The organism is Pseudomonas sp. NPDC098740 (assembly GCF_044760065.1).
Taxonomy (GTDB): domain Bacteria; phylum Pseudomonadota; class Gammaproteobacteria; order Pseudomonadales; family Pseudomonadaceae; genus Aquipseudomonas; species Aquipseudomonas rossensis.
Window position 1 is genome coordinate 233,085 of sequence record NZ_JBIWAM010000002.1, and the last position, 25,271, is coordinate 258,355.

The following is a 25,271-nucleotide window of genomic DNA, read 5'->3' on the forward strand; positions in this document are numbered from 1 at the left end:
TCTTTTATTTTTATACGGTGCCCAGCGAATGTTCAGACCGTTATCGATCTTTATCGGCGCGCGCTATACCCGCGCCAAGCGCCGCAATCGCTTTGTTTCCTTCATCTCGATGACCTCGATGATCGGCCTCGCCCTGGGCGTGCTGGCGATGATCGTGGTGTTGTCGGTCATGAACGGTTTCCAGCGTGAAATGAGCTCGCGCATCCTTGGCATGGTGCCTCACGCGACTATCGTCGGCGTCAATCCGATCGACGATTGGCAACCCGTCGCCGCGGCGGCCATGAAGAATCCTGAAGTGACGGCCGCCGTGCCGTTCACCGAGATGGAAGGCATGCTGTCCTACAAGGGGACAATGCAGCCGATCCAGGTCAGCGGTGTCGATCCGGCGCTGGAAGGCAAGGTGTCGATCGTTGCCCAGCACATCGTTCAGGGTCGTCTCGATGCCTTGAAGCCGGGAGAGTTTGGTGTGGTGATCGGCGAGATCACGGCTCGACGCTTCCGCTTGAACGTTGGCGACAAGATCACCCTGATCGTGCCGGAAGTCAGCACTGCACCGGGCGGCATCACCCCGCGCATGCAGCGGTTGAACGTGGTCGGCGTGTTCAAGGTCGGCGCCGAACTGGACGGTTCCATGGCGCTGATCCACGTGGCCGATGCCGCGCAGATGCAGCACTGGGCGCCGAATCAGGTGCAAAGCGTGCGCCTGGCGGTGAAGGATTTGTACGCTGCGCCGAAGGTTTCCAGTGATATTGCTGGCGGGCTGGGCACCGCTTACAAGGCTGATGACTGGACCCACACGCAGGGCAGTCTGTTCAGTGCGATGAAGATGGAAAAAACCATGATCGGTCTGCTGTTGTTGATGATCGTCGCCGTGGCGGCGTTCAACATCATCGCAACCCTGATCATGGTGGTGAACGACAAGGGTGCGGACATCGCGATTCTGCGCACCATCGGCGCCACGCCGCGGCAGATCATGGCGATCTTCATGGTGCAGGGCACCGTGATCGGGGTTGTCGGTACGTTGATTGGTGGTGTGCTCGGCGTGATTGCGGCGCTGAACGTCAGTGAGCTGGTGGGCTGGATGGAGCGGGTCAGCGGGCAGCACATCTTCAGTTCCGACGTGTACTTCGTCAGTAACTTGCCGTCCGAACTGCAGGGGGCGGACGTGGTGTTGATCTGCTCCGCCGGGTTCATTCTGAGCTTCCTCGCCACCGTTTACCCTGCATGGCGTGCGGCGAAAGTCGAGCCGGCTACCGCGTTGCGGTATTCGTAAGCCACTTATGATCGTCCCCACGCAGAGCGTGGGAACGATCAGGTTCGCGGCAATTCGATCACAAACCGCGTCCACCCGTTATCCGATTCGCAACGAATCTGCCCGCCATGGGCGCGGATGATTGACTGAGTGATCGCCAACCCCAATCCCGCATGTTCACTACTGCCTTCCTGGCGCGCCGGATCAGCCCGGTAGAAGCGATCAAATAAACGCGGCAGCAATGCCCCGTCAATTCCGTCGCCGCTGTTCTCGACGGTCAGGCTCAAGCACTTAGGCTGATCAACAATTCGCACCCGAACCTCACCTTCGACCGGCGTAAACCGCAACGCGTTGTCCAGCAAATTGGAAAGCGCCCGCCGCAACATGCTGCGATCGCCTTCCATGCGCGCACTGCCTTCACGACTCAACCTGACCTGAGCGTCCTCCGCCAACGGCGCAAAAAACTCCAGCAATAGATCCGCTTCTTCCGCCAGCTCCAGCGGTTCGCGCTTGGGCATCAACAACCCGTGGTCAGCCTTGGCCAGGTACAACATGTCGTTGACCAGTTGCGCCATCCACTGCAGTTCTTCGAGATTGCTGTGCAGTGCTTCTCGGTAATCCTCAATGGGGCGTGGGCGGGTGAGAGTGACCTGGGTGTGGGTCAACAGGTTCGACAACGGCGTGCGCAATTCATGGGCGATGTCGGCGGAGAAGGCCGAGAGCCGCTGAAAAGAGTCGTCAAGGCGTCCGAACATGGCATTGAAGTTGTGGGCCATTTCCGCGAGTTCTGGCGGCATGTTTTCTTCGGGCAAGCGTGCATTGAGCGATTGCGCTGAAACGCCGCTGGCGACCGCGCTCATGCGCCGTAACGGCCGCAACCCACTCCGCGCGGCCCAGGCGCCGAGCAGGGCGGTGGCCAGTGCCGACAAACCGACTGTCAACCAGATCAGGTGCTGCATGCGTTGCAGAAAGTGCTGGTGATGGGTGATGTCCAGCAGCAAGGTCAACTTCGGCGAGTCAGGCTTGTCGAGGTACAACGGAGCGTTGAGGACGCGGTAGTCGGTACCTTCGCTGCTCACCGTGGACAAACCCGCTTGGGAAGGCAATGCCTGGGGCAGGTGCGTTGAGCTGTCATACCAGCGCTTGCCGTCGCTACCGGTGATCCGCAGCGACAGATCGGCCTGTCGGCTCAATTCATCGGCCAGTTTGACTTCGCTTTCACTCGACTGAATGTCATGAAGTGCCCGACGTAAACCAATCAACTTGCCGTCCAGCAACTGTTGATCGAGTTCAACGAAATGCGCTTCACTGGCCCGGCTGAACAACACCCCGGCAAACAGCGACACCACGGCGGTGCACGCCGCAAACAGCAGCGCCAAGCGACTGCTTAACGACAGTCGACGCATCAGGCGGGGCGCTCTTCAAGGACGTAACCCATGCCACGCACGGTGTGAATCAACTTGTTGGGGAATTCATCGTCGATCTTCAGGCGCAAACGACGGATCGCCACTTCGATGACGTTCGTGTCGCTGTCGAAGTTCATGTCCCAGACCTGGGAAGCGATCAACGACTTGGGCAGGACTTCGCCTTGCCTGCGCAGGAGCATTTCCAGCAGGGCGAATTCCTTGGCCGTCAGGTCGATGCGCTGACCGCTGCGTTCGACCCGACGGCGGATCAGGTCAAGGCGCAAGTCTGCCAATTGCAGGCTGGTTTCCTGAGGTGTGGCGTTACCACGGCGCAACAGGCTCCGGACCCGGGCCAGCAGTTCGGAGAAGGCGAACGGTTTGACCAAGTAATCGTCGGCGCCCAGTTCCAGGCCATGAACCCTGTCCTCCACCGCGTCTCGTGCTGTCAGAAACAGTACAGGCGTGTCGAGGCCGGCACCGCGCACCGCTTGCAGAATCTGCCAGCCATCGCGACCGGGCAGCATCACATCGAGAATCAACAGCGCGTAATCGCCGGTCAGCGCCAATTGCTGGCCGGTGCTGCCGTCCGCCACCAGTTCAGTATTGAAACCGGCCTCGGTCAGGCCCTGGCGCAGGTAATGGCCAGTTTTCGGTTGGTCTTCGACGATCAGCAGTTTCATGGGCGACTCTAGGCAAATGGAACGAACGCTTTATACCGTGGGTGGCGTTAATACAGGTCAACCTGACAAAGTTGTAATCTGGATGTCAGGTTGCGGGCAGTCGCCGCAGTTTAGAGTTTTCCACAGGCTGAACCTTATCTTGTTGGAGTACGACTATGTTTTTGCGCAAATCACTGGTGCGCGTCGCGTGTTTGCTGGCGCTGAGCTCGCCGGCGTGGGCTGCCCCGGCGCATACCTACGACTTCGGTCAACCGGCCCCGGCGGCCAAGGCGACTCGCTGCGTTGAATTCGTCATGGGCGACATGTCGTTCACCCCCAAGGCGATTGATATCAAGGCCGGTGAGACGGTTCGCTTTGTACTGGTGAATAAAGGCCAGTTGCTGCACGAATTCAACCTCGGTGATGCGGCGATGCATGCCAAGCATCAGCAGGAAATGATGAAGATGCAGCAGAGCGGCATGCTGATGCCTACAGGCATGAAGGATATGGACCACGGCTTAATGGCCGGAATGGAACACTCATCTCAAGGGCAGGGCATGAAACACGATGACCCCAACAGTGTGCTCGTAGAACCGGGCAAAACCGCCGAGCTGACCTGGACCTTCACCAAGGCCACCAATCTGGAATTTGCCTGCAACATCCCCGGTCATTACCAGGCCGGTATGGTCGGCAAGTTGACTGTCAGTCAGTAAGCACTCAAAGGCGGGAGCAAAGGCTGGTAGAATCCGCTGATTCTTCAGTCAGGTTTCCGCCATGCATCCCGCAGCCGAACACTCGCCGCTGGGCAAATCCAGCGAATACATCGCCACCTACACGCCGTCCTTGCTGTTCCCGATCCCGCGCACCGCGAAATGGGCCGAGCTGGGCCTGACGGCTGAAACCCTGCCATACAAGGGCGTGGACTTCTGGAACTGCTTCGAGCTGTCGTGGCTGTTGCCGTCCGGCAAGCCAGTGGTGGCGATTGGCGAATTCAGTATCCCGGCGGATTCGCCGAATATCATCGAATCGAAGTCGTTCAAGCTGTATCTAAACTCCCTGAACCAGACACCGTTTGCCGACACCGCGAGCCTTGAAGCGACGTTGGCCAAAGACCTGTCGGCCGCTGCCGGTAAACCTGTTGGCGTGCGGATTCGCAGCCTGAAGGACGTCGAGGCCGAAGGCGTCGTGGCGTTGCCGGGTGTGTGCATTGATGATCTGGATATCAGCGTCAGCAACTATGAGCATCCGCGTCCGGAACTGCTGCGTTGCGATCAATCACGCATCGTGGAGGAGAGCGTGCACAGTCATTTGCTCAAATCCAACTGCCCGGTCACCAGTCAGCCGGACTGGGGCAGCGTGGCGGTGGAATACCGTGGTGCGGCGCTGGATCACGCGAGTTTGCTGGAATACATCGTGAGCTTCCGTCAGCACTCGGACTTTCATGAACAGTGCGTGGAGCGGATTTTTCTCGACCTGCAACGGTTGTTGAAGCCGGAGAAATTGACGGTGTATGCGCGGTATGTGCGGCGCGGTGGGTTGGACATCAACCCGTATCGCAGTACTGAAACCGTGCAGTTGCCGAATCATCGGCTGGTCCGCCAATAACAATCCCCTGTGGGAGCGAGCTTGCTCGCGATGAGGCCGGCACATCCAATAGTGATGTTGGCTGACACTCCGCCATCGCGAGCAAGCTCGCTCCCACAGGGGTTGTTGCACATCCCGGATATGAAAAAGCCCCGCTATCACTAGCGGGGCTTTTTTGTATCTGGCGGGTTCAGATTCCCATATTGGCCAGGGCTTGCACGATGTTACGCAAGGTGCCAGCAAGGGTCGGGTGTTCGATTTCGAAGCGCTCGACGGCCAGGTTCACATTGTCGGAGAGACTGGAGTCCTTGGTTTTGGTTTCGAGCTCAAGTTCCAGCTCGATCTGTTGCATCAGCGCGTGAAGGTCTTCGCGCTCGGCTTCGGTCAGCGGTGGATTCTGTTCCAATTGCTCGCGCAGAGTATTGAGTTGTTGTTGCAGTTCGCGGGCAGGCATGGCGTTCTTCCTTTTATCGATAGGCACTGGCATAGACCGCAGCAGCACGCCAAAGGTCTATGGCTTGACCTTTAGATTAATCCACTCGCGCGCAACCTGCATGATCTCGATCAGGGCTTTTCGCCCTTGAGCCGGCGCAGGCTGATGTCGGCCAGGCAGGTGTCGAGTTCACCGAGGTGATCGATCACCGAATGCACACCCAGACCGAACAGTTGCACCGTTGCCTTGCCGCGTTTGAATTCCCGTTCCTGCTGAGTCAGCGCCTGCCAGTCGTTGGGCGCCAGGCCGCAGAGTGAGCCGCAGGACGCCAGCCCAATCGTCCACAATCCGGCATTGAGCCCCGCTTGCAGCAATCGTGGCTCGCCGCTGACCAGCACACAACCCTCCAATCGGTCGACATTCAACGTCATTAGGGCTTGCCAACAGGCATGCGGTGCCGGCCATGGATTGTTTGTTTCGGGGTGTTGCGAGGATTTGATCCATGAAGGCAAGGCAGCGGCCAGGGAATGGCTGAGGGCAGGGGGGAGTTCATCGAGCCAGGCACAGGGGATCTGCTGATGTTGCAAGCTGCGCAGGCTATCCAGCGCGCCGGGCGTGGCCTCGGCGTGCACGGCAGAGGGGATGCCGTGCGCGCGCGTGCGGGCACCGAAATCCACCAGGCAACCACTGAGGCCGAACAGGACGGCGGTCAGGCTGGGCGCAATGTGGGGCAAGGTTTCGGCGTGCGACATATCAACGTCCCTGAAATAGCCTCAAGGCTAGGGGGCGACGGTGACAGTTGAGTGACACTGATGTGAATCGCTCACAATCATCACGAATGATCCGTAGGCTGCCTCGCACGGTGCTGCCTTAAGCGGCTTTTCCGTCTTATACTAGCCCGCTTAACGCTTGGGCCCAGCGCCCGCGCCAGTACAATCCAAGGAGTTTTTCTATGCGCTGGAGCAATCATCTCGCTCAGCTTTGTGTGTTTACCAGCGTATTGCTGGTTCCGTTCGTTGCCCAGGCAGCCTCGGAAGACGACCCTTGGGAAAGCATCAACCGCCCGATCTACAAATTCAACGATGTGCTCGACACCTATGCGCTGAAGCCTTTGGCCCAGGGCTATCAGTTCGTTACGCCGCAGTTCCTTGAAGACGGCATCCACAACATGTTCCGCAACGTCGGTGATGTCACCAACCTTGCCAACGATATCTTGCAGGCCAAACCGGCCGCCGCTGGCGTCGACACCGCGCGCTTGATCTTCAACACCACGTTCGGCCTGCTGGGCTTTATCGACGTCGGCACCAAAATGGGCCTGCAACGCAATGACGAAGACTTCGGCCAGACCCTCGGCTACTGGGGCGTAGGCAGCGGCCCGTACGTGATGCTGCCGCTTCTGGGCCCAAGCACCTTGCGTGACGCGCCGTCCAAGTATGTCGACGGCTACACCGGTCCGTACCGGTACATCCACGACGTGCCTGTGCGTAACTCGATCTTCGGCCTGAACATCATCGACACCCGCGCCAGTCTACTGTCGAGCGAGAAGCTGATCAGCGGCGACAAGTACGTCTTCATCCGCAATGCGTACTTGCAGAACCGCGAATTCAAAGTCAAAGACGGCCAGGTCGAAGACGATTTTTGATCTCGACCGGTAAACGAAGAAGGCGGCCAGTGGGCCGCCTTCTTTCGTTTGGCTTCCGGGACCGGTTTGGCTCATGGGTTTGAACCTTCCATTACGTTACGGTTTTGCCTGTTCTTATAACTCCAGGTGATTTGAAATCGAAAGTCGTCAAGCGACCATCGGCGTGAGCTTGAAACGCCCCGCGGATGGGAGTACCGTCTGCGCCTTAGAAGGGCACTTCTGGTGTACCTGTGTGTAGGGCAAATGCTCGAAAACAGTGCAGTAGAGAGGCTAGAAAGCGAATCCAGTAGTGTGAGCCGGGACAAAGCCCCTGCCTGCTACGCCAACCTAATTCTGGCGCCGTTTGCCCACATGCCAAAAACCAGTGCCACGCTGCTGATAATCGATGATGACGAAGTAGTGCGCGCGAGCCTCGCGGCCTACTTGGAAGACAGTGGTTTCAGTGTCCTGCAGGCCAGCAATGGCCAGCAGGGTCTTCAGGTATTCGAGCAAGACAAGCCCGACTTGGTCATCTGCGATCTGCGCATGCCGCAGATGGGCGGACTCGAACTCATTCGCCAGGTCACCGAGCTGTCGCCACAAACCCCGGTGATCGTGGTTTCGGGCGCCGGCGTGATGAACGACGCGGTCGAGGCCCTGCGCCTGGGCGCAGCGGACTACCTGATCAAGCCCCTCGAAGATCTGGCTGTGCTCGAGCACTCTGTGCGCCGGGCCCTGGATCGTGCCCGCCTGCTGCTGGAAAACCAGCGCTACCGCGAGAAGCTGGAAAAGGCCAACCGCGAGCTCGCCGCCAGCCTGAACCTGCTCCAGGAAGACCAGAACGCCGGTCGCCAGGTGCAGATGAACATGCTGCCGGTCAGTCCCTGGACCATCAACGAGTTCCAGTTTGCTCACCAGATCATTCCGTCGCTGTACCTGTCGGGTGATTTCGTCGACTACTTTCGGGTCGACGAGCGTCGGGTAGCCTTCTACCTGGCGGACGTTTCCGGTCATGGCGCCTCTTCAGCCTTCGTTACCGTGTTGCTGAAGTTCATGACCACGCGCTTGCTGTTCGAGTCCAAGCGCAGCGGTACATTGCCGGAATTCAAGCCTTCAGAGGTCCTTGGTCATATCAACCGAGGCCTGATCAGTTGTAAGCTGGGTAAACACGTCACAATGGTCGGTGGAGTCATCGACGAGGAGACAGGTTTGTTGACCTATAGCATCGGCGGTCATTTGCCGTTGCCAGTGTTGTACACGCCAGACAGTGTTTGTTATCTGGAAGGGCGTGGTCTGCCGGTGGGCCTCTTCAATGAAGCCACCTACGAAGACCACGTACTGGAGCTGCCGCCGACGTTCAGCCTGACGCTGATGTCCGATGGCATTCTGGACCTTTTGCCAGAACCTACACTCAAAGAAAAAGAAGCGGCTTTGCCCCAACGGGTCAAGGCAGCGGGCGGCAGCCTGGATGGTCTGCGGCAGGTTTTTGGATTGGCCACGCTAGGGGAGATGCCGGATGATATCGCCCTGTTGGTGTTGAGCAGGAATCTTTAATGAGTACCGGTAGAATCCAGTTCGCCGAGCAGGATGGCACCTTCGTCCTGAAGTTCGTCGGTGAAGTTCGCCTGACCCTGTGTTCGGCGTTGGATGCGACTATTGAGCGGATCTTCACGGCGTTGAACTTCAACGCGATCGTGATCGACCTGACCGAAACCCGCAGCATCGACAGCACCACCCTTGGCCTTTTGGCCAAGCTGTCGATCCTGTCGCGGCAAAAGGTCGGCTTGCTGCCGACCGTCGTCACCACCCACGAAGACATCACCCGTCTGCTGCAGTCCATGGGCTTCGAGCAAGTGTTCAACATCGTTGACCGCCCGATCCCGTGCCCTGAGTGCCTGACCGACCTGCCAGACCAGGATCAGTCCGAAGAAGTGGTGCGGATCAAAGTGCTCGAAGCGCACAAGATCCTCATGGGGTTGAACGACTCCAATCGTGAAGCGTTTCATGATCTGGTGAATGCGCTCGAGCGTCACTGATCACCTGAAAGTGATGTGGGCCTTACAGGCCCTATCGCAGGCAAGCCAGCTCCCACATAACCTCAGTCGTAAACACTATCGCGATCCAACACAAATCCCCTGTGGGAGCGGGCTTGCCCGCGATGGCGCCATAACAAGCACCACATCCTTCAGTGCGAAGCCCATCCAATACCCAAATTCAACGCATAAAAAAGGGCGAACCCATTAAGGTTCGCCCTTTTTGCATTGCCTTGAACTAGATCACAGCTTGGCTTGCAACAGCGCCTCAAGCTTTTCCTGGTCGCGAGCGAACTGACGAATACCTTCAGCCAGTTTCTCGGTCGCCATCGCGTCCTCGTTGGAGAACCAACGGAACTGCGCTTCATTCAAGTTCAAGCGAGCTTCACCGGCATGACCCGGGGCCAATTTGCGCTCCAGCTTGCCAGTATCCGCCGCCAGCTTATCAATCAGATCCGGGCTGATGGTCAGGCGGTCGCAACCGGCCAGTTGCTCGATCTGATTCAGGTTACGGAAGCTCGCGCCCATGACCACAGTCTTGTAGTCATTGGCCTTGTAGTAGTTGTAGATGCGCGTCACCGACTGCACGCCCGGATCATCCGCGCCGGTGTAGTCGTTGCCGTTGGCCTTCTTGTACCAGTCGTAGATGCGACCTACGAACGGCGAAATCAGGAATACTCCGGCGTCAGCACAAGCCGCTGCCTGAGCGAACGAGAACAGCAGCGTCAGGTTGGTCTGGATGCCTTCTTTTTCCAGAATTTCGGCAGCGCGGATACCTTCCCAGGTGGAAGCGATCTTGATCAGCACGCGGTCACGGCCAATGCCGGCCTTGTCGTACAGGTCGATCAGACGGTGCGCACGCTTCAATACGGCGTCAGTGTCGAACGACAGGCGCGCATCCACTTCGGTGGAAATACGGCCAGGGATCACTTTCAGAATTTCTTGCCCTACCGCGACGCCAAAACGGTCGCTGGCCAGGCCAACATCGCCCTTGCAGTCGCTGACGCATGCGTTCAGCAACTCGGCATAACCGGGAATGGCCGCCGCTTTGAGCAGCAGGGAAGGGTTGGTGGTAGCGTCCACGGGTTTAACGCGAGCGATAGCTTCGAAGTCGCCGGTATCGGCAACCACGGTGGTCATTTGTTTGAGTTGTTCCAGCTTGGAAGTCATGGGCGTGCTCTGTCCTATGGGTCTAATGACATTACCCGAGCGCTGACAGCCACTCAAGGGTGCGTGTACGTATCGAGGGCCCCAGCGGCAACATCCGGAAAACGGCTGTTTGAAAGGCGGGGCGCGGTATCGGTAAATACGATGCCAAATCAGACCACAGGTTCAACCCAAGCGACCGTTAACGCCCCTCAAGCAGCTCCGCCGCCTGGTCCAGCAACACCAAAGGCTCTTTTGCCTTGTGAATATCCACCGACAACAACTGCCGAAACTTGCGCGCCCCCGGAAACCCGGTGCCCAGCCCCAGCACATGCCGAGTGATGTGGTGCATCGAGCCGCCCGCATCGATATGCGCGGCTATATAAGGCCGCAACTGCGCCAGAGCCTCGGCCCGGCTGATCACCGGCGCCGTGCTACTGAACAGTTGCTGATCCACCTCGGCCATCACATAAGGATTGTGATACGCCTCACGGCCCAACATCACACCGTCGAACGTCTGCAAATGCTCGTGACAGGCTTCCAGTGTCTTGATCCCGCCGTTGAGAATAATCTCCAACTCCGGAAAATCCGTCTTCAACCGCGCCGCCACGTCATAGCGCAGGGGCGGAATGTCGCGGTTCTCCTTCGGCGACAACCCCTCCAGAATCGCAATCCGCGCATGCACCGTAAAACTCGTGCACCCGGCATCCCGAACCGTGCCGACGAAATCACACAACTCCTCGTAACTGTCCCGGCCATTAATCCCGATGCGGTGCTTCACCGTCACCGGAATCGACACCGCATCCCGCATCGCCTTCACACAATCAGCCACCAACTGCGGATGCCCCATCAGGCACGCACCGATCATATTGTTCTGCACCCGATCACTCGGGCAGCCAACATTCAGATTCACCTCGTCGTAACCGTGCTCCTGCGCCATGCGCGCGCACATCGCCAAGTCCAGCGGGACACTGCCGCCGAGTTGCAGGGCGAGCGGGTGCTCGGCTTCGTTGTGACGCAGGAAGCGGTCGTGATCGCCGTTGAGGAGCGCGCCGGTGGTGACCATTTCTGTGTAGAGGAGAGCGTGCTTGGAGAGCAGGCGCAGGAAAAAACGGCAATGGCGATCTGTCCAATCCATCATCGGCGCAACGCTAAAGCGGCGAGACGGCTCGGAACGGGACTGGCTAGTGTTTACTGGCGCTTCAGGTTTTTCGAAATTCATTGGTACTGATCTTTTATACAGTGGTTTTTACCCATTTTTCCTTGTTTTTCGAAGTGGGTTGCTACAATGTAGCAACCGAACTCAGCAATGTAGCAACTGGAAATGGGCACGATCACATCACGTAAGCGCAAGGACAACTCGACGGCCTACACGGCGCAGATACGGATCAATCGGGACGGGAAGACAGTTTATCAGGAAAGCCAAACCTTCGACCGCAAGCAGGTCGCCCAGGCCTGGATCAAGCGCCGCGAGACGGAGCTGGCGGAACCTGGTGGGATCGAGCGCGCTAACCGAAAAGGCGTAACGATCAAGAAGATGATTGAGCAGTACCTGGACGAGTACGAAAAGATCCGTCCGCTGGGGAAGACCAAAAACGCCACGCTGAAAGCGATCAAGGACACCTGGTTGGGCGAGCTTGACGACTCGGCGCTGAACAGCCAGAAACTGGTGGAGTTTGCGCAATGGCGGATGAGCAAGGAGGGGGGCGGCGTTCAGGCACAGACGGTCGGCAACGATCTCTCGCACCTGGGCGCAGTGCTGTCTGTCGCGCGGCCGGCCTGGGGCTATGAGGTCGATCCGCTGGCCATGCCGGACGCCCGTAAGGTGTTGCGCAAGCTCGGTATGGTGAGCAAAAGCAAAGAGCGCAACCGTCGGCCGACACTGGAAGAACTGGGCAAGCTCATGGTGCATTACTTTGAGATGCAGACGCGCCGCAAAGCCCAGATCGACATGCCGAAGCTGATCGCCTTTGCGATCTTCTCGACGCGTCGGCAGGAAGAAATCACGCGAATACGCTGGGACAATCTCGACTGCACCCGACAGGCTGTCCTGGTGCGCGACATGAAAAACCCGGGGCAGAAAATCGGCAATGACGTGTGGTGTCATGTGCCTGATGAGGCTTGGGCGATTCTGTGCAGCATGCCCAAGGTCGAGAGGGAGATCTTTCCTTACAACGCCAAATCGGTGTCCGCATCTTTTACGCGGGCCTGTCCGTTATTGGGTATTGAGGATCTGCATTTTCATGACCTTCGGCATGAGGGCGTGAGCCGGCTGTTTGAAATGGACTGGGATATTCCCCGGGTATCGAGCGTTTCGGGACATAGGGATTGGAATTCGCTGAGAAGATACACGCACCTTCGCGGAAGAGGTGACCGGTATCAGAATGTGAAGTGGTTAGCATCAATCTTGGGGGGCAGCTAATTGGATATAGCAAAGTGCCTGCTACTTTAGTCTATTGCTATTGAAATGAGGAATGGTCGCCACCAAATGGTTGCTGCAGGGAAAACTAATACGTAAGGAAACTATGATGCAATTCTTTATTTACAAGATTAGGGTAGATAAGAGCAGTGGCAATATCGTTGCTGTCGCGGCATTTGGGAAAGGCGAAGGGGGTAAGGCGAGTTGGGTTCCGATAGGGTTCGTGACTCAGTTGATTAGGCAAGGCGTTCCGTTCAATACGTATTTCGAACGTGGTGGGAAATGGGTGTCGGGCGCAAAGATCGAGGTTTACGAAAATGACTTCTTGCGTACGGTAGCCAATGGCACCGAAAGGGACAACCTAGAGAGTCTCCCGACAGAAAAGGTTTAAGTAAAACGTCCTAGTGATTTGCCTGCACACTAGGACATTTTTTGCCAATTTAGGCGGCTCTACCCATTAACTGATTTTGTTCTTTTAAAGCCTTCTCTCGCTGCTTGTCGATGTAATCGGCAAGGTCCCTGATGTGTATTCCAAGGCCTGCTTTCTGGCTATCGGCACCCAGTCGCACAACCGGCACGTCGATTTCTCCATCCAGGCGTTTGCGCTTGAACTTCTCGACCGTCAGGTTCATGTAGTCGGCACACACTCGATCCAGAGGAATTACCGCTTGGCCATCGTATTGGGCCATCAAAAGAAATAGGGTGTTCATGCTGCCGCCTCCAGTACATCAATGTCCTGATCCGTGTTTGCTTTTACTAAGGCCATCATCGGCCAAGGTGAAACAGAGTTTCCAACCATCATCACTTGAGTTTTGTTGCTGAACTTCCGGCCATCGTGTCCCCTGTCGATGACGTAGTTGTCGGGGAAACCCTGAGCGCGGTACAGCTCGCGCGGGGTGAGCATGCGCATGCCGATGTCGACGATCACATAGGGCGTACCTTTGATCGTGACGGTGACCAGTGCCAGGCGGTCTCGTGTGGTGATGGTGGCGACAGGATCTCGCAGGTCGTAAACGTTGTCGCTGCCGTAGTAACCCATCAGAAACGACGCCACTCGCAAGGCCCCGGCCTTCACCTCGGGGGCGAGCGTGTACTCGACCAGCGCGTGATGTTCGGCACCGGCAGTGATGGTTGGTACTAGCTCATCCATTCCGCGACCGACGCAGTTTCGGCGAAGGGTGGATAGGTGCGCTGTGACGATCTGCTGTTGGCTGCCAGTGGTCGTAATGGCAGTTAGTGGCTGTGTTGGGTGATGACCTGGCGTTTGGTTGTAGCCGCCATTGTGCTGTGCGACGTAGGCCACGGCGACAGCGAAGTGCCCGCCTTTGACGCCGCTGCAAATGGTGCGCAGTGGATCGTCGCCGGGCATGTTGCGCTGGCTGCTGCCGTTCGCGTGTTCGGTGATGAAGGGCGCCAGTTGCGGTGTGACCAGTGCGAAACCATGTGCTCCTGTGATGGTTTTCGCTGGATCGTCCACTGAGTGGCGTCGAGACAGGTCGTTGCCGCTGTGGTTAACGCTGACAATGAATGGGTTTTTGTGTTCTAGAACGTAACGCTTGGCACCCTTGCGCAGACGCTCCATGGTGTTGTTCACCAACGGTCGTTTGACTCCGGTCGCGCGACCTTCCTCTTTGCTGAGGAAGATGCTCGGGCACGGGATCGACCAATCGATACAGCTGGCAGCGGTGCGGTAGGGAAGCTGCCCCTTACCTGGGTTTTTGAAATGGGTCGGCTCTGGCCAGCTCAGTGGCTTGCCATCACGGCGGGCGATCATGAAGAGCCGCTCGCGAGTGGTGGCCGCGCCAAAATCACAGGCCTTGAGCTTTCCGTGCATCAAGTCATAACCCATTGCTCGCAAAAGGCTTTCAAAGCGGCGCCAGGTGCGACCTTTACGTTTCGGATCGGGCACCAGGTACTGGTCTTGTACGGGGACACGCTCGCCGATCGCGGCGACAGTGAGGTCCCGGCGAATTACCCGGCCTGTTTTCGGACAGCGCTTGGCGATCAGTGGACCCCATTGCAGAATCTGTATCACGTTTTCCATGGTGATCATGTCCGGGCCGACCTGGCCAGCCCATTTAATGATGACCCATGACTGAGAGCGACTGGTGGTGCTGCGCGCCTGGCCACCGGCTGCGAGGCTGTGGTGCGTGCATTCCGGGCTGGCATGTAGGTGGCTGACCGGACGCCCACGGGTCGCCTTGCTTGGGCACACATCGTAGACGTCGGTGATGTAGTGCTCGGCGCTCGGGTGGTTGCGCTTGTGCATACTGATGGCGTCAGGATTGTGGTTGATGGCGATATCAACCGGGATATCGGTGGCCATCTCTTGGCCCATGGTCGCGCCTCCGCCGCCGGCAAACAGGTCGACGCGGATTCCGCCGGCCAGGTTCAGGCCAAACTGGGTCGTTATTGCTGTGGTAACTGGGGTGAGATTGAGGGAGGTCATGCATCAGCTCCAACCAAGTCGGCACTGGTCATTTCAGCTGCTGAAAACGTGGTGCGCGGAAGTGGCTTATACCCCACAACAGGCTGCGCGAGCGGGCGATTCTGAGCGATTAGCGTTGCATCGGGTGTGGCTGCCTCGCGCAGCTTTTCGTGGGGTATAAGTACCTCGGCAGTGGCGCTGAGAGGGGCAATAATGCCTGCTGCTGCGCAGCAGAGACTGTTTGTTTCTAGCGTGTCGACGCCATTGGCGCTGCGGAGCAATGCGGTCGATTTCTGGGTGGTGTGCTGTTCCGTCGTGGTGCCGCTTTCCTCCGGTGTTCGATAGCGAGTTGGTGCCTCAGGCGCTGGTGTAGCGTGAGCCGGGTTGCGATGCTGATGGGAACCTGGGCTCATGCAACCTCCTTGACCAAGTCCGCCAGCAGCAGGGCGTTTTTGGTGTCTTTGTTCAGTTTGCGCAGGGCTTCGTTGCCGGTCAGTGCGGTCAGTTGCCGGTCGAACTCTTTGCGAAAGCGCACCAGTGCTTGCAACTCAGTGGTCACCTTGGTGCATTGCTGCTGTAGCTCGCCAGCGGCCTGTGGAATTAGGCGCAACTTGGGGGCAATTCGATTCATGCTGCTTCCTCCTGCGCTGACGGCTCTAGCAGGGCGGCCATGGTGAGCGCTTGATCGCGGAGGGCGAGTGAATCGCGTTCGAGTTTTTTGCCGGTGCGAAAGGCGCTGAACGTCTCGGCGGCGATCCGGAGTTTTTCAGCAATGGCTAGTAGGGTTTGACGCTCCTGCTCCCCCAGTTTTGAGGCCGCCAGTGCTCGCTCGTAATGACCGTATAGTTGCAGGCGGTCAGCACGGACTTGAAGTAGCGAGTGCTCTAGGTTGCGGATGGCTTCCGAGTTGTCGGATGGTTGGATGGCCTTGCCTTCGTCGTTTCCCTCGATGCGGCCATCGTTCAGGCCGCCTCGGTAGCCGGTCCAGTAGAGGAGGGCAGCGCCGATGATGAGGCCTATCAATGTGCAGATTTGAATTGCGGTCATGTGGTGTGCTCCTAGTGTTGTCGTTGGCTGGTGGTGGCAGCCGTTCGGGTTGTTGGTGTTACTCGGGGGATTCGTCCTGCGGGCGCAACATCTCTTCATCCGCCTTGTAGGCGCGGATATCGATCAGTGAGGCGACGTGCCGGATGTGCGCGTACTTCGGCGCCTTTCGGCTGGTGTCCAGCGTGGTGATGGGTAGCTGGATCCTGCCGCTGTTGATCTCGGCCACAAACGACTGCTCGTTGAGGTTGCGGAAGTACTGCTCACGGACCTTTTCCAGCGGGATCAGCACGTCGCCGAAGGTGCGGTAGAGCAGTTCGACGGTGGCTGATTCCGGCGCGGGTCTTAGCCTCAGTGGGGTTTGGCTTGCGTTACTCATTAGTTTGCTGGGCCTCCTTGCGTTGTGTTCTTACCGGGTGATTCCAGGCGTTCAGGCAGTGGCGTTTGGTCAGCTCCCGCAGATGCTCCGGCACTTCGAGGAGCGCGGCGTTGCGCTCCTCGCGTGTGCGCATGGCGACGATCTGGCGGGCGTACTCCCTAGGCCACGTCACGGTTGTTTACCGGGATTTCTGGGAGTTTCAGCCCCAGTTGATCGGCCAGCCAGCGGATGCCGGGTTGTTTGACGCGGGTTGACTGGCTGTACTGCATGCCGAGCTGGTGGTGGAACCAGTGACTGTCCTTGACCCTCATGTACTCGCGATCGCGGTTCGGGTAGGCGGGCAGGTTTCGATCATTGAGCAGGCTTTTCTTGCGCATGAGATCGATCAACTTGGGACGCGTGAGCCCCAGGTGCGTGGCGGCTTGGGCGAGTGTGCGTTCCATGGCAACCCCCTCAAGCGGCGTGCGCGGCGGGTGTTGCTGCCGCAGCCAGGTGGTTGATGGACTCGGCTACTTTGTCGTAGACCTCGATGTCGCTGCCGTACACAGTGAAGCATTTGGTGCGCGGCCTTTTCTCGCCGATGCTCATAATGGTGGTGACACCAGAGCGATTTTTAGTGCGATGCAAGGCGACGTGGATGGGCAGTTCAAAACCCATGTCGAGGCTCACTACACCGCCAGTGCGCACAAGCTCGAACACCTGTTGCTTGTGCTCGATATCGAAGCGGGCGTATTGGCGGCTGGCATGCGGGATGTTCAGCAGGTCGGCTGTGTTGTTGGCATCGAGCGGGCCGTTAACGATCTCTTCAATGAAGTCAGCCAGCTTGAGGTGCATCTTCCTTTCATTCGGCAAGGTCAGCGTGTGACGCTCGCCGCCTGGCTCAACGACGAAGAGCGTGTCAGAAGTATTGCGTTCAACCTTCAGGCGAAACGCCAGGGTTTCGCGCTTGGGGGCGGCTGACCTGAGTACGTGATTGAAGGTGCCGCTTAGGTTGACCTGGGCGTTGAGCAATTGCAGGGCGCGATTGTCGAGTTTGAATTTACTCATGCTGCAAACCCTCCGCCGTTCGGATCGAACGGAGCAGGGGCGGTGCGTGCTTTTTGCTTGGGTTTTGTGGGGATGAATGCGCAGCCGGATTCGCGAGCCAAACGGCGAATCTCGAAGATGCGGGAAGGGTCAGCAGCGGCCGGGTGGACGTGCAGGGTGGCTGTGGTGTGCATAGTGTTGCCTCGCTCTGTGGTGGAAGAGTGAAGCAAATATCAACCTACGGTTTATAAAAGTCAACAACCAACGGTTGATAATCTGTGAGAGCAAAATTTGCGCGCGACGCAGCCGGCATTCGACACGGATTTATTCGACCAAAAATGAAAATTCGGACCATATAGTTGCTTTTAGCCATTATTCGGTCTTGAATGCTTCCCCAATAGATGCAATCGATGATTGAAGCTCAAGGACTGGCACATGGCCAACGCAAAGCCCAATAGGAAATCCTTTGGTGAAAACATGAATATTGTGCTGGTCACACAAGTCGGGGGCGTTTGTCCTAGATGTGATGTGCAATTGATGTATTCCAAAGCTTCCAGGAAGAATAAGAATTATGAGCTGGCTCATATTTATCCACTGCATCCTACTGGGTCCGAACTTTTATTACTTCAGTCTGAAGAACGTCTCAGCAAAGATGTAGATCATGAAGATAATCTGATTCCACTCTGTGTTACTTGTCATACGAAATTTGATAAGCCAAGAACGGTGGATGATTATCGACGCATGGTGCAAACGAAAAAAGACTTTATTGAAGCTGAAAGGCAGCGAGCTTTAATCGGTGAGTTTGCCATTGAAGAAGATATATCGCAAATCATTGATGCCCTTTATGCTGGTGAAGATATGAGCTCTTTAGGTGAGTTGAGTTTGCAGCCTAAAAAGCTAGAAGATAAGCTAAATGATACTATGACGAATTTAACTAAGAATAAAATTCAGTATTGTGTTACTAATTATTTTATGTTTGTTCGTAAGAAGTTAGCTTTGATGGAGGCGGAAAAGCCACTTTCTGCAGAAAATATTAGTCTTCAGATTAGGTTGTTTTATAATAGGCAAGCTCAGGGTTCTGATTGTCAGCAAGATATATTTAGGAATATTGTTGAGTGGATAAACTCTAAAACCAAAGCTAAGTCGGTGGAGGCTCCTGAGATCTTAGCTTCCTTTTTTGTTCAAAATTGCGAGGTATTCAGATGATATCTCCAAGTAAATTTGTCACCTATAATGAGTCTGCGTTAAGTAAAGTTGAAAAAGTGTACAATCTGTTTGAAGAAAGTATGTTTATTGGCGAGCTGTACGACTCTGCTAAAAAGTATCTTGATTCAATTGATCAGTTTATGTATGCAATAGAAATACTCTATTTGAATGATAAGATTTTGGTTGATTTTGACTCTGGCTTGGTGAAGAAATGCTAATTAAGATCAGTTGTGAAAATTTCAGAGAGAAGGATATTTACTTTCATGCTGGTCTTAACGTCGTGCTTGGCGACGACAAGGCTACAAATTCTATTGGGAAAACGACTCTTCTAAAAGTTGTGGATTTTGTTTTCGGCGGAAGCTCGCTTTTGAAATACAGCGAGGATGTTGTACAAGTTCTCGGGCACCACGGCTATTATTTTACACTTCGTTTTGAGCGGGATTATGAGTTTTTACGAACAACTAATAATCCTGATGAAGTTTGTTTGTTGGGTGATGGACAAAAGATCGTCAAGATCTGGTCTCTAGAAACTTATGGAGAGTTTTTAAAGGGGAAATATACTGAGAGTATCTATGGCGTGTCCTTTAGAGAGCTTGTTACTTTGGTCTCAAGGATCTGGCCAAAAACCAATTTAGAACCTTTAAGACCGCTTCATGCTTTTTCGGCCCAAAACTTTACCAGCTGCGTTGAGTACTTGATTAAGTTATTTGGAGAGTTCGACAAGATTGATCAGTTAACTCATGAAGTCACCGAAAAAAAGAATGAAAGGTCTGGAATAAAGAAAGCCTTTGATAATAATATTATTCAAAAAATAAACAAGACGCAGCATAAAGAAAATGGTCTAAAAATTGAATCAAAAAATGCTCAAATTGAAAGCATTAAGGAAGAGCTTTCTCGCTTTGCTATAAGCCTGAATGAACTTATAAATGAAGCTGTTTTGGAGGCTAAGGCTGATAAAAATAGTCTTCTATCGACCAAGATGGAATTGGAAAGTCAGCTTTTAAGGGTTCGAGGTAATCTCGAGGCTAGTATAAAGGTTACAAAGAAAAATTTTGAACCTTTGGAAAGGATTTTGCCTAGCATTAATACTGCTAAGCTTGCTGAGATCGAAATGTTTCATTCTGGATTGGCGAAAATCCTAAAAGACGAAATTCATCGAAAAGAACTCTCTCTTCTCAGTCAAATTGAAATCCTCGACCTTGAGATTGCTGAGGCTGACCTAAAAATAACGCAGGCATTGAGCTCTGTTGATAAGCCAAGCTTCATAGTTGACGCTGTATGTGATATTTCACTGGAGCTTAGTAAGTTGAAGCGACAAAATTATTATTTTGAGTCCGAAGCCGAATTGACAGCAAAGATTGTTGCTTTGAATAAAGAAATTGTTTTAAAGAAGAACCAAATTCTCGCTGTGATCGAAAGTGCAATTAATATCAAAGTTCGGAATATTGTAGATAGGGTGTACGATAGTCATCGTAAGTCGCCAGTTATAAGCTTGTCGCCAAGTCGCTACAGCTATTCAATTGTGCAGGATACTGGAACTGGGTCAGCTTATTCGAATCTTATTATTTTTGATATTGCCCTGCTTGAATTGACCCGTTTACCGTTCTTGATACATGACTCTGTGCTGTATAAAAATATCCAAAATGACGCAGTGTCAAATATATTGGGTATATATGATGGTGAAGAAAAGCAATGCTTTATTGCCTTCGATGAGATGTCAAAGCAGTCTCCGGATACTCAAAAAATTCTACTGAGAAATAAGGTGCTGAAGCTTGCCGATGATGCGGTTCTGTATATTGTGGATTGGAGAAAAAAACGGAAGGAAGGCGAGTCAGCACTAAGTAGTTAGTGAGCATTACGCTACTATTCTGGGATGAATGACCCTACGACCTTTCCGCAAATATGTGTTTCTTCCGTAATGTCAATGATTGGATATTGCGGATTGATCGGCCTTAAAAACTGACGTCCAGCATCCGCTACCAAAATCTTGAACGTTGCTTCATTTGTTCGTGGGACTCTGGCGATAACTCGGTCACCTGTCTTAGTTTCTGCCTCAGGGTCTACGAAGATAATGCAACCTGTTGGGTAGCTGCGGCCAGGTCCTGGGTTAGTCATTGAGTCCCCAAGGACTTTAAGCGCGTACCCATTCGGGCTAATCGGCACGGGGCAGGACAGCCATGAATCGGCATCATAGGCCTCAGTATTCGAGATTGCCTCGCACCAAGCTCCGGCCTGCACCCAAGAGATCAGTGGTACTTTGCCAAAGCGCTGCGTAACTTCGCTAACGTTGCTTTCATCGTTGGTAACCAATTGACGCACATTGCTTTCACCGGTCTGTTCTTTTGGCAGTACGCCATATTCTAGCCACTCCCGGCGAACCTTCAGCCAAGAGCAAAGCGCAACCATGCTGTCTGCTTCGGCTATGGCCTCGCCGTTCAGCCATTTGCTGACGGCCTGAGTGGTCTTATCAACCCCCAAACTCTTCAACTGACGATGGATGTCCACGCCACGACCCCGGCTGCGTACGCCGGCATTGTCGAGGGCTTCGTGTAGGCGCGAGCTGAAAGCGGCGCGTAATGCATTTTTATCAACCATGGGTTGAGAGTGCCATGGAGCTTGCGCAATAGTCAGTTGATGTTTAATATCAACTCTGGGTTGATAAATGGAGGTTGCCATGTTGGACCCCGCAGATTTTCCGAACGCCATAGCGTTTGCTTTCGAAGCAGTAGGCGGCATCGGGGCCGCCGCCAAGGTTTGCGACAGGAGTTATCAGGCGTTGAACAAGTGGCGCCTGGCGTCCAGCCTGCCACGAACCGACTACACCGGTGAAACCAAATACGCAGTGCTTTTGGCGACAGCTGCAAAGCAGAAGGGCAACCCGTTTGAGTCTGCCTGGTTGCTGAATGCGTCCGCGCCACAGAAGGTTGCTGCATAGCATTGTCAGAAAAAAGGCGACCCAAAGGCCGCCCAGTTCCTCCCGGCACGCACCACCACAGCGCTGTCGGGTCGCGATAAGGATAGGCGGGCACACCACATGCTAACCACCTCCCTTTACCGCGCTTTCCAAGGCACGGATGCCTTGGTGTTGCTGCCTTTTCCACCACAGATTGGGCAGCTGTTGCGCCAGGGGTGAACAACGGATTGTTCGCCTCGGCACGGTGCCGGTGTCGATACTGAAGATCTAGCCGGCGTTTGGGCCCTTTCAAGCCACGCGGCAAATGTATCACCACTGCATGTCGCGAGGCACTGGCAACCTGTAAGGATTAATGCCATGAGCCGAATCGCTCTGAGTTCTGTAGAACGGGCGCAGCGGGAAATCCTGCCGCTCGATTTAGCGCTTTACCATGCTGCTCGGGACTATCCCGGCGGTGCCGCTGCCATTGCCGCCACCACCGGCAGAAACGCCACCACGCTGCAGCACAAGCTTTCCCCAACGCACCCAAGTCACACGGTGAACATTCAGGAGTTTGGCGAGATCCTGGAGCTGACCAAGGACCGCCGCATTCTAGACGCGGTGCACGCGTTGGTGGGGGATACGACCTGGCAGGAGTTGGCCGAGGCGTACACCAACGACATGCCTGAAACCTTGACCACCGGCATTGCTGAGTACTTTCGGCAAGTAGCTGACTTGGCTGATACATGGGCCAAGAGCATTGGCGACGGCGTGGTCAGTGACCACGAACTGGCCGCTATCCGCCTGCAGGTGTTTCGCGGTATTCAGGGGCTGCTGGGGATGTTCAACCGCGCCACCTATGTCAATCAGACGACGCGGGGTGTCGACCGTGGCTGATATCGCCGACTTTGCTAATGACCTGGTCCAGGAGCGTCTTGATCAGGCTCTTGCTGCACGTAACGCCGTCAAGCCTGCTTTGGCGGCGCATTCTTTTCTCTTCTGCGAAAACTGTGACAGTCCTATCCCTGAAGGACGGCGCCTTGCTGTCCCAGGCTGCACGCAGTGCGTGAGTTGCCAAGAGATCGATGAGATCTGGGAGGCTGTTCATGCTCGATGAGGTTTTGGGGCAATTCGCAGACTATGGCCTTGAGCCTGAGCAGCCGCTGATTTTCGGCAAGCTGACCCGGTGCAAGACTTCGCAGGACAAGGGGAAGGAAAAAAACGGTTGGTACGTTGTCCATGAACATCGGACCGAGAAAAACGAAACGCTGATCTTCGGCAGTTTCGGTGACTGGCGTTCGGGCGAAACACAAAAGATTAAGGTCAAGGCGGGGCGGATGTCGCCGGAAGAGCGTGAGGTCATGCGCGCTCGGCAGGAAGACGCCAAACGCCGCGCCGCCGAGATCGCGGCCAACGCGGCACGTCGAGCGGCAAACCGGGCCGCAGGGCTGTTCAAGCGTATGCCGGAGAAGGGCCGCAGCGATTATCTGGATCGCAAGCAAATTGTCGGTTTTGGTGTTCGCTACGCGCCGCGCACGGGTGCGTTTTTGGTGCCTATGTGCAACGTGCGGGACCAGATCGTCGGCCTGCAGGTGGTGTTTCCCACCAAGCAGGAAGACACCGGCCGGGATAAATCCTACTGGCCTTACGGCATGTCGAAGGAGGGCGCCTTTCACCTGGTTGGACCTCACCCTGAACCGGGCGAACCGGTGCTGGTGTGTGAGGGCTACGCCACCGGCGCCAGCCTGCACATGGCGACCTCGCTGACCGTAGCCATCGCCTTCGATGCGGGCAACTTGCTGGTGGTCTGCAAGGCCATGCGCGAGCGCTTTCCGGGTTGCCCATTGATCGTCTGCCGCGATGATGACTGGAAGACCAAGCGCCCTAATGGCGAGCCCTGGAACCCCGGTGAAGAAAAGGCGAACAACGCGGCATTGATCGTCGGCGGTCAGGTGGTTGCGCCGATCTTCTCTGGTGAGCGGGAAGACAAGTGGACCGACTTCAATGACCTGCATGTCGCGGAGGGGCTGGAAGCGGTCCGGCGTCAGGTCCTTGCGGTAGTCAAGCCTCCGGCAGCGGGTGGTTGGAAGGATCAATTAGCCCGTACTGAAAACGGCGCACTGATCGCGCATATGCAGAACGTCGAACTGATCCTCGGCAACGACGAACGCTGGGCCGGGGTGATCAGCTACAGCGCCTTCAGTTCGAAGATCGTCAAACTACGGTCTGCGCCTTATGGCGGTGGCACGGGCGACTGGGCCGACATCGACGACGTGCGGGTGATGAAGTGGCTCGCGCAGCAATACAACCTGCGGGTGAAGTCGACCCAGGTGATCGAGGCGGTGAGCGTCGTCGCCCATGACCATGCGTTTCATCCAGTGCGGGAGTACCTGAACAAACTTGAATGGGATCGGGTGCCTCGGCTGGAAAGCTGGCTGACCGATGTGATGGGCGTGCAGGCCAGTGACTACTCGGCCAAGGTCGGCAAGCGCTGGATGCTGTCGGCGGTGGGACGGGTGATGAAACCTGGCTGCAAGGCTGATTCGGTGATGATCCTTGAGGGCGCACAGGGCGCTGGTAAATCGACAGCAATGAGCATCCTCGGTGGCGAATGGTTTATGGACACGCCTTTCGCCCTGGGCGACAAGGATGGGTTTCAGGCGATCCGTGGCAAGTGGATCGTCGAGTTGGGCGAGCTGGACAGTTTCAACAAAGCTGAGAGCACCAAGGCCAAACAGTTCTTCTCGGCGTCCACCGACACCTACCGCGAAAGCTACGGCCGCAGAACAAACGATGTGCCACGCCAGTGTGTGTTCGTGGGTACGACCAACCAGGACGAGTACCTCAAGGATGCCACCGGCAACCGGCGTTATTGGCCGGTGGCCTGCACCAAGGTCGACCTGGAGAAACTGCGCGAGATCCGCGACCAGCTCTGGGCTGAGGCGGTGTTTTGTTATGAGGCGGGTGATATCTGGTGGGTGACTCCGGATGAAGCCCCGATGTTCGCTGAGGCACAGGACGAGCGCTTTGTGGTGGATGAGTGGGAAGGGCCGATCCTGGCCTGGTTAGAGGAGTCGCAGATCGGTGAAACCACCACCGGCAGCGAGGTGCTGTCTGGTCCGCTGAAGCTTGACGCCGGGCACTGGGGTAAACCCGAGCAGATGCGGGTGGGGGCGATCATGCACCGGCTGGGCTGGCGGCGTACCCGCATGCCGGCGTTGGTGAAGAGTGGGCAGCGTCCGTGGGCCTACAAGAAGCCGGCAGGTTGGGGCCGTGCCTCGACATTGCAGCGTGAAGCGTTCGAGGAGCCTTGCTTTGATTAAGCGAATCGACGAGATGCTCAAGCTCTGGGCAGAGGATCTGCACAGCCAAAGCGAAGGTGGGTCGGAACTGGGTGGCGGCAACATGATTGCCATGCTGATGGAGTGTAAGGGCGAGCTGATTCGCGGGACTCGCGGCAGTCGGGTGCTGCTGGATGAATCGGCGGATATCGAGTTGATCGTGAATAAACATCTGGCACCGCAGTTGTCGGTGGTCGTGCGTGAGCACTACTGCAATCACGACAGCTTCTTGTCGCAGAAATACACCCATTGCGGTTGCAGTCGTGAGACCTATTACCAGCGTCTGCATGAGGCGCACTTGTGTATCGCTGGCATGTTGATGGGGAAGGCTGCGTGACCCCAGGCACGATTCCGGCTGTCGTTGTCCCACTGGCCCGCCTTGTCCCACTGCGTTTTAACGT

General features: G+C 55.9%; 32 protein-coding genes. 16 read left to right on the plus strand and 16 right to left on the minus strand.

The features are described 5' to 3' along the window. Window positions 1-28: 28 nt before the first annotated feature. A complete protein-coding gene (locus tag ACIQU2_RS03560) occupies window positions 29-1,273 on the plus strand; it encodes a lipoprotein-releasing ABC transporter permease subunit (RefSeq protein ID WP_095128737.1) in 1,245 nt (414 codons plus the stop codon). A 38-nt stretch (window positions 1,274-1,311) separates the two neighbouring features. Here the strand turns inward: ACIQU2_RS03560 and ACIQU2_RS03565 are convergent, their stop codons facing one another. Continuing rightward, entirely contained in the window at window positions 1,312-2,658 is a 1,347-nt protein-coding gene (locus ACIQU2_RS03565) for a heavy metal sensor histidine kinase (RefSeq protein WP_347804291.1), read from the minus strand. After that, window positions 2,658-3,338: a heavy metal response regulator transcription factor gene (locus tag ACIQU2_RS03570; protein ID WP_008151374.1), complete on the minus strand. Its 681-nt coding sequence runs from the start codon at window positions 3,336-3,338 to the stop codon at window positions 2,658-2,660. The genes ACIQU2_RS03565 and ACIQU2_RS03570 overlap by 1 nt, the downstream gene beginning before the upstream one ends. A 155-nt stretch (window positions 3,339-3,493) precedes the next feature. Between ACIQU2_RS03570 and ACIQU2_RS03575 the strand changes: the two genes are divergently transcribed. Both ACIQU2_RS03575 and queF read left to right on the plus strand, forming a co-directional pair. Next, a complete protein-coding gene (locus ACIQU2_RS03575; RefSeq protein WP_403138619.1) occupies window positions 3,494-4,030 on the plus strand; it encodes a plastocyanin/azurin family copper-binding protein in 537 nt (178 codons plus the stop codon). A gap of 61 nt (window positions 4,031-4,091) precedes the next feature. Then, window positions 4,092-4,922, plus strand: coding sequence for an NADPH-dependent 7-cyano-7-deazaguanine reductase QueF (queF, locus tag ACIQU2_RS03580; RefSeq protein ID WP_403138621.1), 831 nt, complete (start codon window positions 4,092-4,094; stop codon window positions 4,920-4,922). Between the two features lie 169 nt (window positions 4,923-5,091). Here queF and ACIQU2_RS03585 read toward each other — a convergent pair whose 3' ends face one another. Both ACIQU2_RS03585 and ACIQU2_RS03590 read right to left on the minus strand, forming a co-directional pair. Further along, window positions 5,092-5,355 (minus strand): DUF4404 family protein, encoded by a 264-nt coding sequence (locus tag ACIQU2_RS03585; RefSeq protein ID WP_283183804.1) that lies wholly within the window; start codon window positions 5,353-5,355, stop codon window positions 5,092-5,094. Window positions 5,356-5,465: 110 nt separating this feature from the next. Further along, window positions 5,466-6,086 (minus strand): HAD family phosphatase, encoded by a 621-nt coding sequence (locus tag ACIQU2_RS03590; protein WP_403138622.1) that lies wholly within the window; start codon window positions 6,084-6,086, stop codon window positions 5,466-5,468. A 200-nt stretch (window positions 6,087-6,286) separates the two neighbouring features. Here ACIQU2_RS03590 and ACIQU2_RS03595 point away from each other — a divergent pair, with 200 nt between their 5' ends. The 3 genes from ACIQU2_RS03595 (at window position 6,287) to rssC (ending at window position 8,991) form a co-directional block, all read left to right on the plus strand. Next, a complete protein-coding gene (locus tag ACIQU2_RS03595) occupies window positions 6,287-6,976 on the plus strand; it encodes a VacJ family lipoprotein (protein ID WP_403138623.1) in 690 nt (229 codons plus the stop codon). 351 nt (window positions 6,977-7,327) lie between these two features. After that, complete coding sequence (rssB, locus tag ACIQU2_RS03600; protein ID WP_129442946.1) at window positions 7,328-8,509, plus strand: two-component system response regulator RssB; 1,182 nt, start codon at window positions 7,328-7,330, stop codon at window positions 8,507-8,509. After that, entirely contained in the window at window positions 8,509-8,991 is a 483-nt protein-coding gene (rssC, locus tag ACIQU2_RS03605) for an anti-sigma factor antagonist RssC (RefSeq protein ID WP_007935262.1), read from the plus strand. The genes rssB and rssC overlap by 1 nt, the downstream gene beginning before the upstream one ends. Window positions 8,992-9,231: 240 nt before the next feature. Here rssC and tal read toward each other — a convergent pair whose 3' ends face one another. Both tal and dusA read right to left on the minus strand, forming a co-directional pair. Continuing rightward, window positions 9,232-10,158 carry a transaldolase gene (tal, locus tag ACIQU2_RS03610; protein ID WP_403138625.1) on the minus strand — a complete coding sequence of 309 codons (927 nt, stop codon included), beginning with the start codon at window positions 10,156-10,158 and terminating at the stop codon, window positions 9,232-9,234. Window positions 10,159-10,336: 178 nt separating this feature from the next. Next, window positions 10,337-11,356 (minus strand): tRNA dihydrouridine(20/20a) synthase DusA, encoded by a 1,020-nt coding sequence (gene dusA, locus ACIQU2_RS03615; protein WP_403138627.1) that lies wholly within the window; start codon window positions 11,354-11,356, stop codon window positions 10,337-10,339. Between the two features lie 102 nt (window positions 11,357-11,458). Between dusA and ACIQU2_RS03620 the strand changes: the two genes are divergently transcribed. Next, window positions 11,459-12,556 carry a tyrosine-type recombinase/integrase gene (locus tag ACIQU2_RS03620; protein WP_403138629.1) on the plus strand — a complete coding sequence of 366 codons (1,098 nt, stop codon included), beginning with the start codon at window positions 11,459-11,461 and terminating at the stop codon, window positions 12,554-12,556. A 52-nt stretch (window positions 12,557-12,608) separates the two neighbouring features. Beyond that, a complete protein-coding gene (locus ACIQU2_RS03625) occupies window positions 12,609-12,944 on the plus strand; it encodes a DUF3892 domain-containing protein (protein ID WP_403138631.1) in 336 nt (111 codons plus the stop codon). A gap of 49 nt (window positions 12,945-12,993) precedes the next feature. Here ACIQU2_RS03625 and ACIQU2_RS03630 read toward each other — a convergent pair whose 3' ends face one another. The 9 genes from ACIQU2_RS03630 to ACIQU2_RS03670 are packed head-to-tail and all read right to left on the minus strand — an operon-like array spanning window position 12,994 to window position 17,451. Beyond that, window positions 12,994-13,263 carry a pyocin activator PrtN family protein gene (locus tag ACIQU2_RS03630; protein ID WP_403138634.1) on the minus strand — a complete coding sequence of 90 codons (270 nt, stop codon included), beginning with the start codon at window positions 13,261-13,263 and terminating at the stop codon, window positions 12,994-12,996. Further along, window positions 13,260-15,002, minus strand: a complete 1,743-nt coding sequence (locus tag ACIQU2_RS03635; protein ID WP_403138636.1) for a DNA cytosine methyltransferase — start codon at window positions 15,000-15,002, stop codon at window positions 13,260-13,262. The genes ACIQU2_RS03630 and ACIQU2_RS03635 overlap by 4 nt, the downstream gene beginning before the upstream one ends. Next, a complete protein-coding gene (locus ACIQU2_RS03640) occupies window positions 14,999-15,394 on the minus strand; it encodes a hypothetical protein (protein WP_403138639.1) in 396 nt (131 codons plus the stop codon). Before ACIQU2_RS03640 ends, ACIQU2_RS03635 begins: the two co-directional genes overlap by 4 nt. Next, window positions 15,391-15,612, minus strand: coding sequence for a hypothetical protein (locus tag ACIQU2_RS03645; RefSeq protein ID WP_403138641.1), 222 nt, complete (start codon window positions 15,610-15,612; stop codon window positions 15,391-15,393). The genes ACIQU2_RS03640 and ACIQU2_RS03645 overlap by 4 nt, the downstream gene beginning before the upstream one ends. After that, window positions 15,609-16,028, minus strand: coding sequence for a hypothetical protein (locus ACIQU2_RS03650; RefSeq protein WP_403138643.1), 420 nt, complete (start codon window positions 16,026-16,028; stop codon window positions 15,609-15,611). Before ACIQU2_RS03650 ends, ACIQU2_RS03645 begins: the two co-directional genes overlap by 4 nt. 58 nt (window positions 16,029-16,086) lie before the next feature. After that, the gene (locus ACIQU2_RS03655) at window positions 16,087-16,404 is read right to left on the minus strand and encodes a pyocin activator PrtN family protein (RefSeq protein WP_403138645.1); all 318 of its coding nucleotides are present in this window, start codon (window positions 16,402-16,404) and stop codon (window positions 16,087-16,089) included. Then, window positions 16,397-16,576, minus strand: a complete 180-nt coding sequence (locus ACIQU2_RS03660; RefSeq protein WP_403138647.1) for a hypothetical protein — start codon at window positions 16,574-16,576, stop codon at window positions 16,397-16,399. The genes ACIQU2_RS03655 and ACIQU2_RS03660 overlap by 8 nt, the downstream gene beginning before the upstream one ends. Then, window positions 16,563-16,847, minus strand: coding sequence for a phage antirepressor KilAC domain-containing protein (locus ACIQU2_RS03665; RefSeq protein WP_403138649.1), 285 nt, complete (start codon window positions 16,845-16,847; stop codon window positions 16,563-16,565). The genes ACIQU2_RS03660 and ACIQU2_RS03665 overlap by 14 nt, the downstream gene beginning before the upstream one ends. A gap of 10 nt (window positions 16,848-16,857) precedes the next feature. Next, on the minus strand, window positions 16,858-17,451 hold the full coding sequence (locus ACIQU2_RS03670; RefSeq protein WP_403138651.1) for a hypothetical protein: 594 nt from the start codon (window positions 17,449-17,451) through the stop codon (window positions 16,858-16,860). Window positions 17,452-17,865: 414 nt separating this feature from the next. Here ACIQU2_RS03670 and ACIQU2_RS03675 point away from each other — a divergent pair, with 414 nt between their 5' ends. The 3 genes from ACIQU2_RS03675 to ACIQU2_RS03685 are packed head-to-tail and all read left to right on the plus strand — an operon-like array spanning window position 17,866 to window position 20,485. Beyond that, a complete protein-coding gene (locus tag ACIQU2_RS03675) occupies window positions 17,866-18,636 on the plus strand; it encodes an ABC-three component system protein (RefSeq protein ID WP_403138653.1) in 771 nt (256 codons plus the stop codon). Further along, window positions 18,633-18,854, plus strand: coding sequence for an ABC-three component system middle component 7 (locus tag ACIQU2_RS03680; RefSeq protein ID WP_403138656.1), 222 nt, complete (start codon window positions 18,633-18,635; stop codon window positions 18,852-18,854). Before ACIQU2_RS03675 ends, ACIQU2_RS03680 begins: the two co-directional genes overlap by 4 nt. Further along, the gene (locus tag ACIQU2_RS03685; protein WP_403138659.1) at window positions 18,848-20,485 is read left to right on the plus strand and encodes a DUF2326 domain-containing protein; all 1,638 of its coding nucleotides are present in this window, start codon (window positions 18,848-18,850) and stop codon (window positions 20,483-20,485) included. The genes ACIQU2_RS03680 and ACIQU2_RS03685 overlap by 7 nt, the downstream gene beginning before the upstream one ends. A gap of 14 nt (window positions 20,486-20,499) precedes the next feature. On the opposite strand, the gene ACIQU2_RS03690 is transcribed toward ACIQU2_RS03685, so the two are convergent. Continuing rightward, window positions 20,500-21,231 carry a LexA family protein gene (locus ACIQU2_RS03690; RefSeq protein WP_403138895.1) on the minus strand — a complete coding sequence of 244 codons (732 nt, stop codon included), beginning with the start codon at window positions 21,229-21,231 and terminating at the stop codon, window positions 20,500-20,502. A gap of 79 nt (window positions 21,232-21,310) precedes the next feature. Here ACIQU2_RS03690 and ACIQU2_RS03695 point away from each other — a divergent pair, with 79 nt between their 5' ends. From ACIQU2_RS03695 to ACIQU2_RS03715, 5 genes are all read left to right on the plus strand, one after another. After that, on the plus strand, window positions 21,311-21,571 hold the full coding sequence (locus tag ACIQU2_RS03695; RefSeq protein ID WP_403138661.1) for a hypothetical protein: 261 nt from the start codon (window positions 21,311-21,313) through the stop codon (window positions 21,569-21,571). Between the two features lie 336 nt (window positions 21,572-21,907). Then, the gene (locus ACIQU2_RS03700) at window positions 21,908-22,426 is read left to right on the plus strand and encodes a phage regulatory CII family protein (protein WP_310396121.1); all 519 of its coding nucleotides are present in this window, start codon (window positions 21,908-21,910) and stop codon (window positions 22,424-22,426) included. Next, window positions 22,419-22,646, plus strand: coding sequence for a TraR/DksA family transcriptional regulator (locus tag ACIQU2_RS03705; RefSeq protein ID WP_403138664.1), 228 nt, complete (start codon window positions 22,419-22,421; stop codon window positions 22,644-22,646). The genes ACIQU2_RS03700 and ACIQU2_RS03705 overlap by 8 nt, the downstream gene beginning before the upstream one ends. Further along, window positions 22,636-24,852, plus strand: a complete 2,217-nt coding sequence (locus tag ACIQU2_RS03710) for a VapE domain-containing protein (RefSeq protein ID WP_403138666.1) — start codon at window positions 22,636-22,638, stop codon at window positions 24,850-24,852. Before ACIQU2_RS03705 ends, ACIQU2_RS03710 begins: the two co-directional genes overlap by 11 nt. Further along, entirely contained in the window at window positions 24,845-25,207 is a 363-nt protein-coding gene (locus ACIQU2_RS03715; protein ID WP_403138668.1) for a hypothetical protein, read from the plus strand. The genes ACIQU2_RS03710 and ACIQU2_RS03715 overlap by 8 nt, the downstream gene beginning before the upstream one ends. The last annotated feature ends 64 nt before the right edge of the window (window positions 25,208-25,271 follow it).

Coding starts and splice junctions, on each gene's coding strand:
- ACIQU2_RS03560 (WP_095128737.1), top strand. CDS start 29: ATGTTCAGACCGTTATCGATCTTTATCGGCGCGCGCTATACCCGCGCC.
- ACIQU2_RS03565 (WP_347804291.1), bottom strand. CDS start 2,658: ATGCGTCGACTGTCGTTAAGCAGTCGCTTGGCGCTGCTGTTTGCGGCG.
- ACIQU2_RS03570 (WP_008151374.1), bottom strand. CDS start 3,338: ATGAAACTGCTGATCGTCGAAGACCAACCGAAAACTGGCCATTACCTG.
- ACIQU2_RS03575 (WP_403138619.1), top strand. CDS start 3,494: ATGTTTTTGCGCAAATCACTGGTGCGCGTCGCGTGTTTGCTGGCGCTG.
- queF (WP_403138621.1), top strand. CDS start 4,092: ATGCATCCCGCAGCCGAACACTCGCCGCTGGGCAAATCCAGCGAATAC.
- ACIQU2_RS03585 (WP_283183804.1), bottom strand. CDS start 5,355: ATGCCTGCCCGCGAACTGCAACAACAACTCAATACTCTGCGCGAGCAA.
- ACIQU2_RS03590 (WP_403138622.1), bottom strand. CDS start 6,086: ATGTCGCACGCCGAAACCTTGCCCCACATTGCGCCCAGCCTGACCGCC.
- ACIQU2_RS03595 (WP_403138623.1), top strand. CDS start 6,287: ATGCGCTGGAGCAATCATCTCGCTCAGCTTTGTGTGTTTACCAGCGTA.
- rssB (WP_129442946.1), top strand. CDS start 7,328: ATGCCAAAAACCAGTGCCACGCTGCTGATAATCGATGATGACGAAGTA.
- rssC (WP_007935262.1), top strand. CDS start 8,509: ATGAGTACCGGTAGAATCCAGTTCGCCGAGCAGGATGGCACCTTCGTC.
- tal (WP_403138625.1), bottom strand. CDS start 10,158: ATGACTTCCAAGCTGGAACAACTCAAACAAATGACCACCGTGGTTGCC.
- dusA (WP_403138627.1), bottom strand. CDS start 11,356: ATGAATTTCGAAAAACCTGAAGCGCCAGTAAACACTAGCCAGTCCCGT.
- ACIQU2_RS03620 (WP_403138629.1), top strand. CDS start 11,459: ATGGGCACGATCACATCACGTAAGCGCAAGGACAACTCGACGGCCTAC.
- ACIQU2_RS03625 (WP_403138631.1), top strand. CDS start 12,609: ATGGTCGCCACCAAATGGTTGCTGCAGGGAAAACTAATACGTAAGGAA.
- ACIQU2_RS03630 (WP_403138634.1), bottom strand. CDS start 13,263: ATGAACACCCTATTTCTTTTGATGGCCCAATACGATGGCCAAGCGGTA.
- ACIQU2_RS03635 (WP_403138636.1), bottom strand. CDS start 15,002: ATGACCTCCCTCAATCTCACCCCAGTTACCACAGCAATAACGACCCAG.
- ACIQU2_RS03640 (WP_403138639.1), bottom strand. CDS start 15,394: ATGAGCCCAGGTTCCCATCAGCATCGCAACCCGGCTCACGCTACACCA.
- ACIQU2_RS03645 (WP_403138641.1), bottom strand. CDS start 15,612: ATGAATCGAATTGCCCCCAAGTTGCGCCTAATTCCACAGGCCGCTGGC.
- ACIQU2_RS03650 (WP_403138643.1), bottom strand. CDS start 16,028: ATGACCGCAATTCAAATCTGCACATTGATAGGCCTCATCATCGGCGCT.
- ACIQU2_RS03655 (WP_403138645.1), bottom strand. CDS start 16,404: ATGAGTAACGCAAGCCAAACCCCACTGAGGCTAAGACCCGCGCCGGAA.
- ACIQU2_RS03665 (WP_403138649.1), bottom strand. CDS start 16,847: ATGGAACGCACACTCGCCCAAGCCGCCACGCACCTGGGGCTCACGCGT.
- ACIQU2_RS03670 (WP_403138651.1), bottom strand. CDS start 17,451: ATGAGTAAATTCAAACTCGACAATCGCGCCCTGCAATTGCTCAACGCC.
- ACIQU2_RS03675 (WP_403138653.1), top strand. CDS start 17,866: ATGGCCAACGCAAAGCCCAATAGGAAATCCTTTGGTGAAAACATGAAT.
- ACIQU2_RS03680 (WP_403138656.1), top strand. CDS start 18,633: ATGATATCTCCAAGTAAATTTGTCACCTATAATGAGTCTGCGTTAAGT.
- ACIQU2_RS03685 (WP_403138659.1), top strand. CDS start 18,848: ATGCTAATTAAGATCAGTTGTGAAAATTTCAGAGAGAAGGATATTTAC.
- ACIQU2_RS03690 (WP_403138895.1), bottom strand. CDS start 21,231: ATGGTTGATAAAAATGCATTACGCGCCGCTTTCAGCTCGCGCCTACAC.
- ACIQU2_RS03695 (WP_403138661.1), top strand. CDS start 21,311: ATGTTGGACCCCGCAGATTTTCCGAACGCCATAGCGTTTGCTTTCGAA.
- ACIQU2_RS03700 (WP_310396121.1), top strand. CDS start 21,908: ATGAGCCGAATCGCTCTGAGTTCTGTAGAACGGGCGCAGCGGGAAATC.
- ACIQU2_RS03710 (WP_403138666.1), top strand. CDS start 22,636: ATGCTCGATGAGGTTTTGGGGCAATTCGCAGACTATGGCCTTGAGCCT.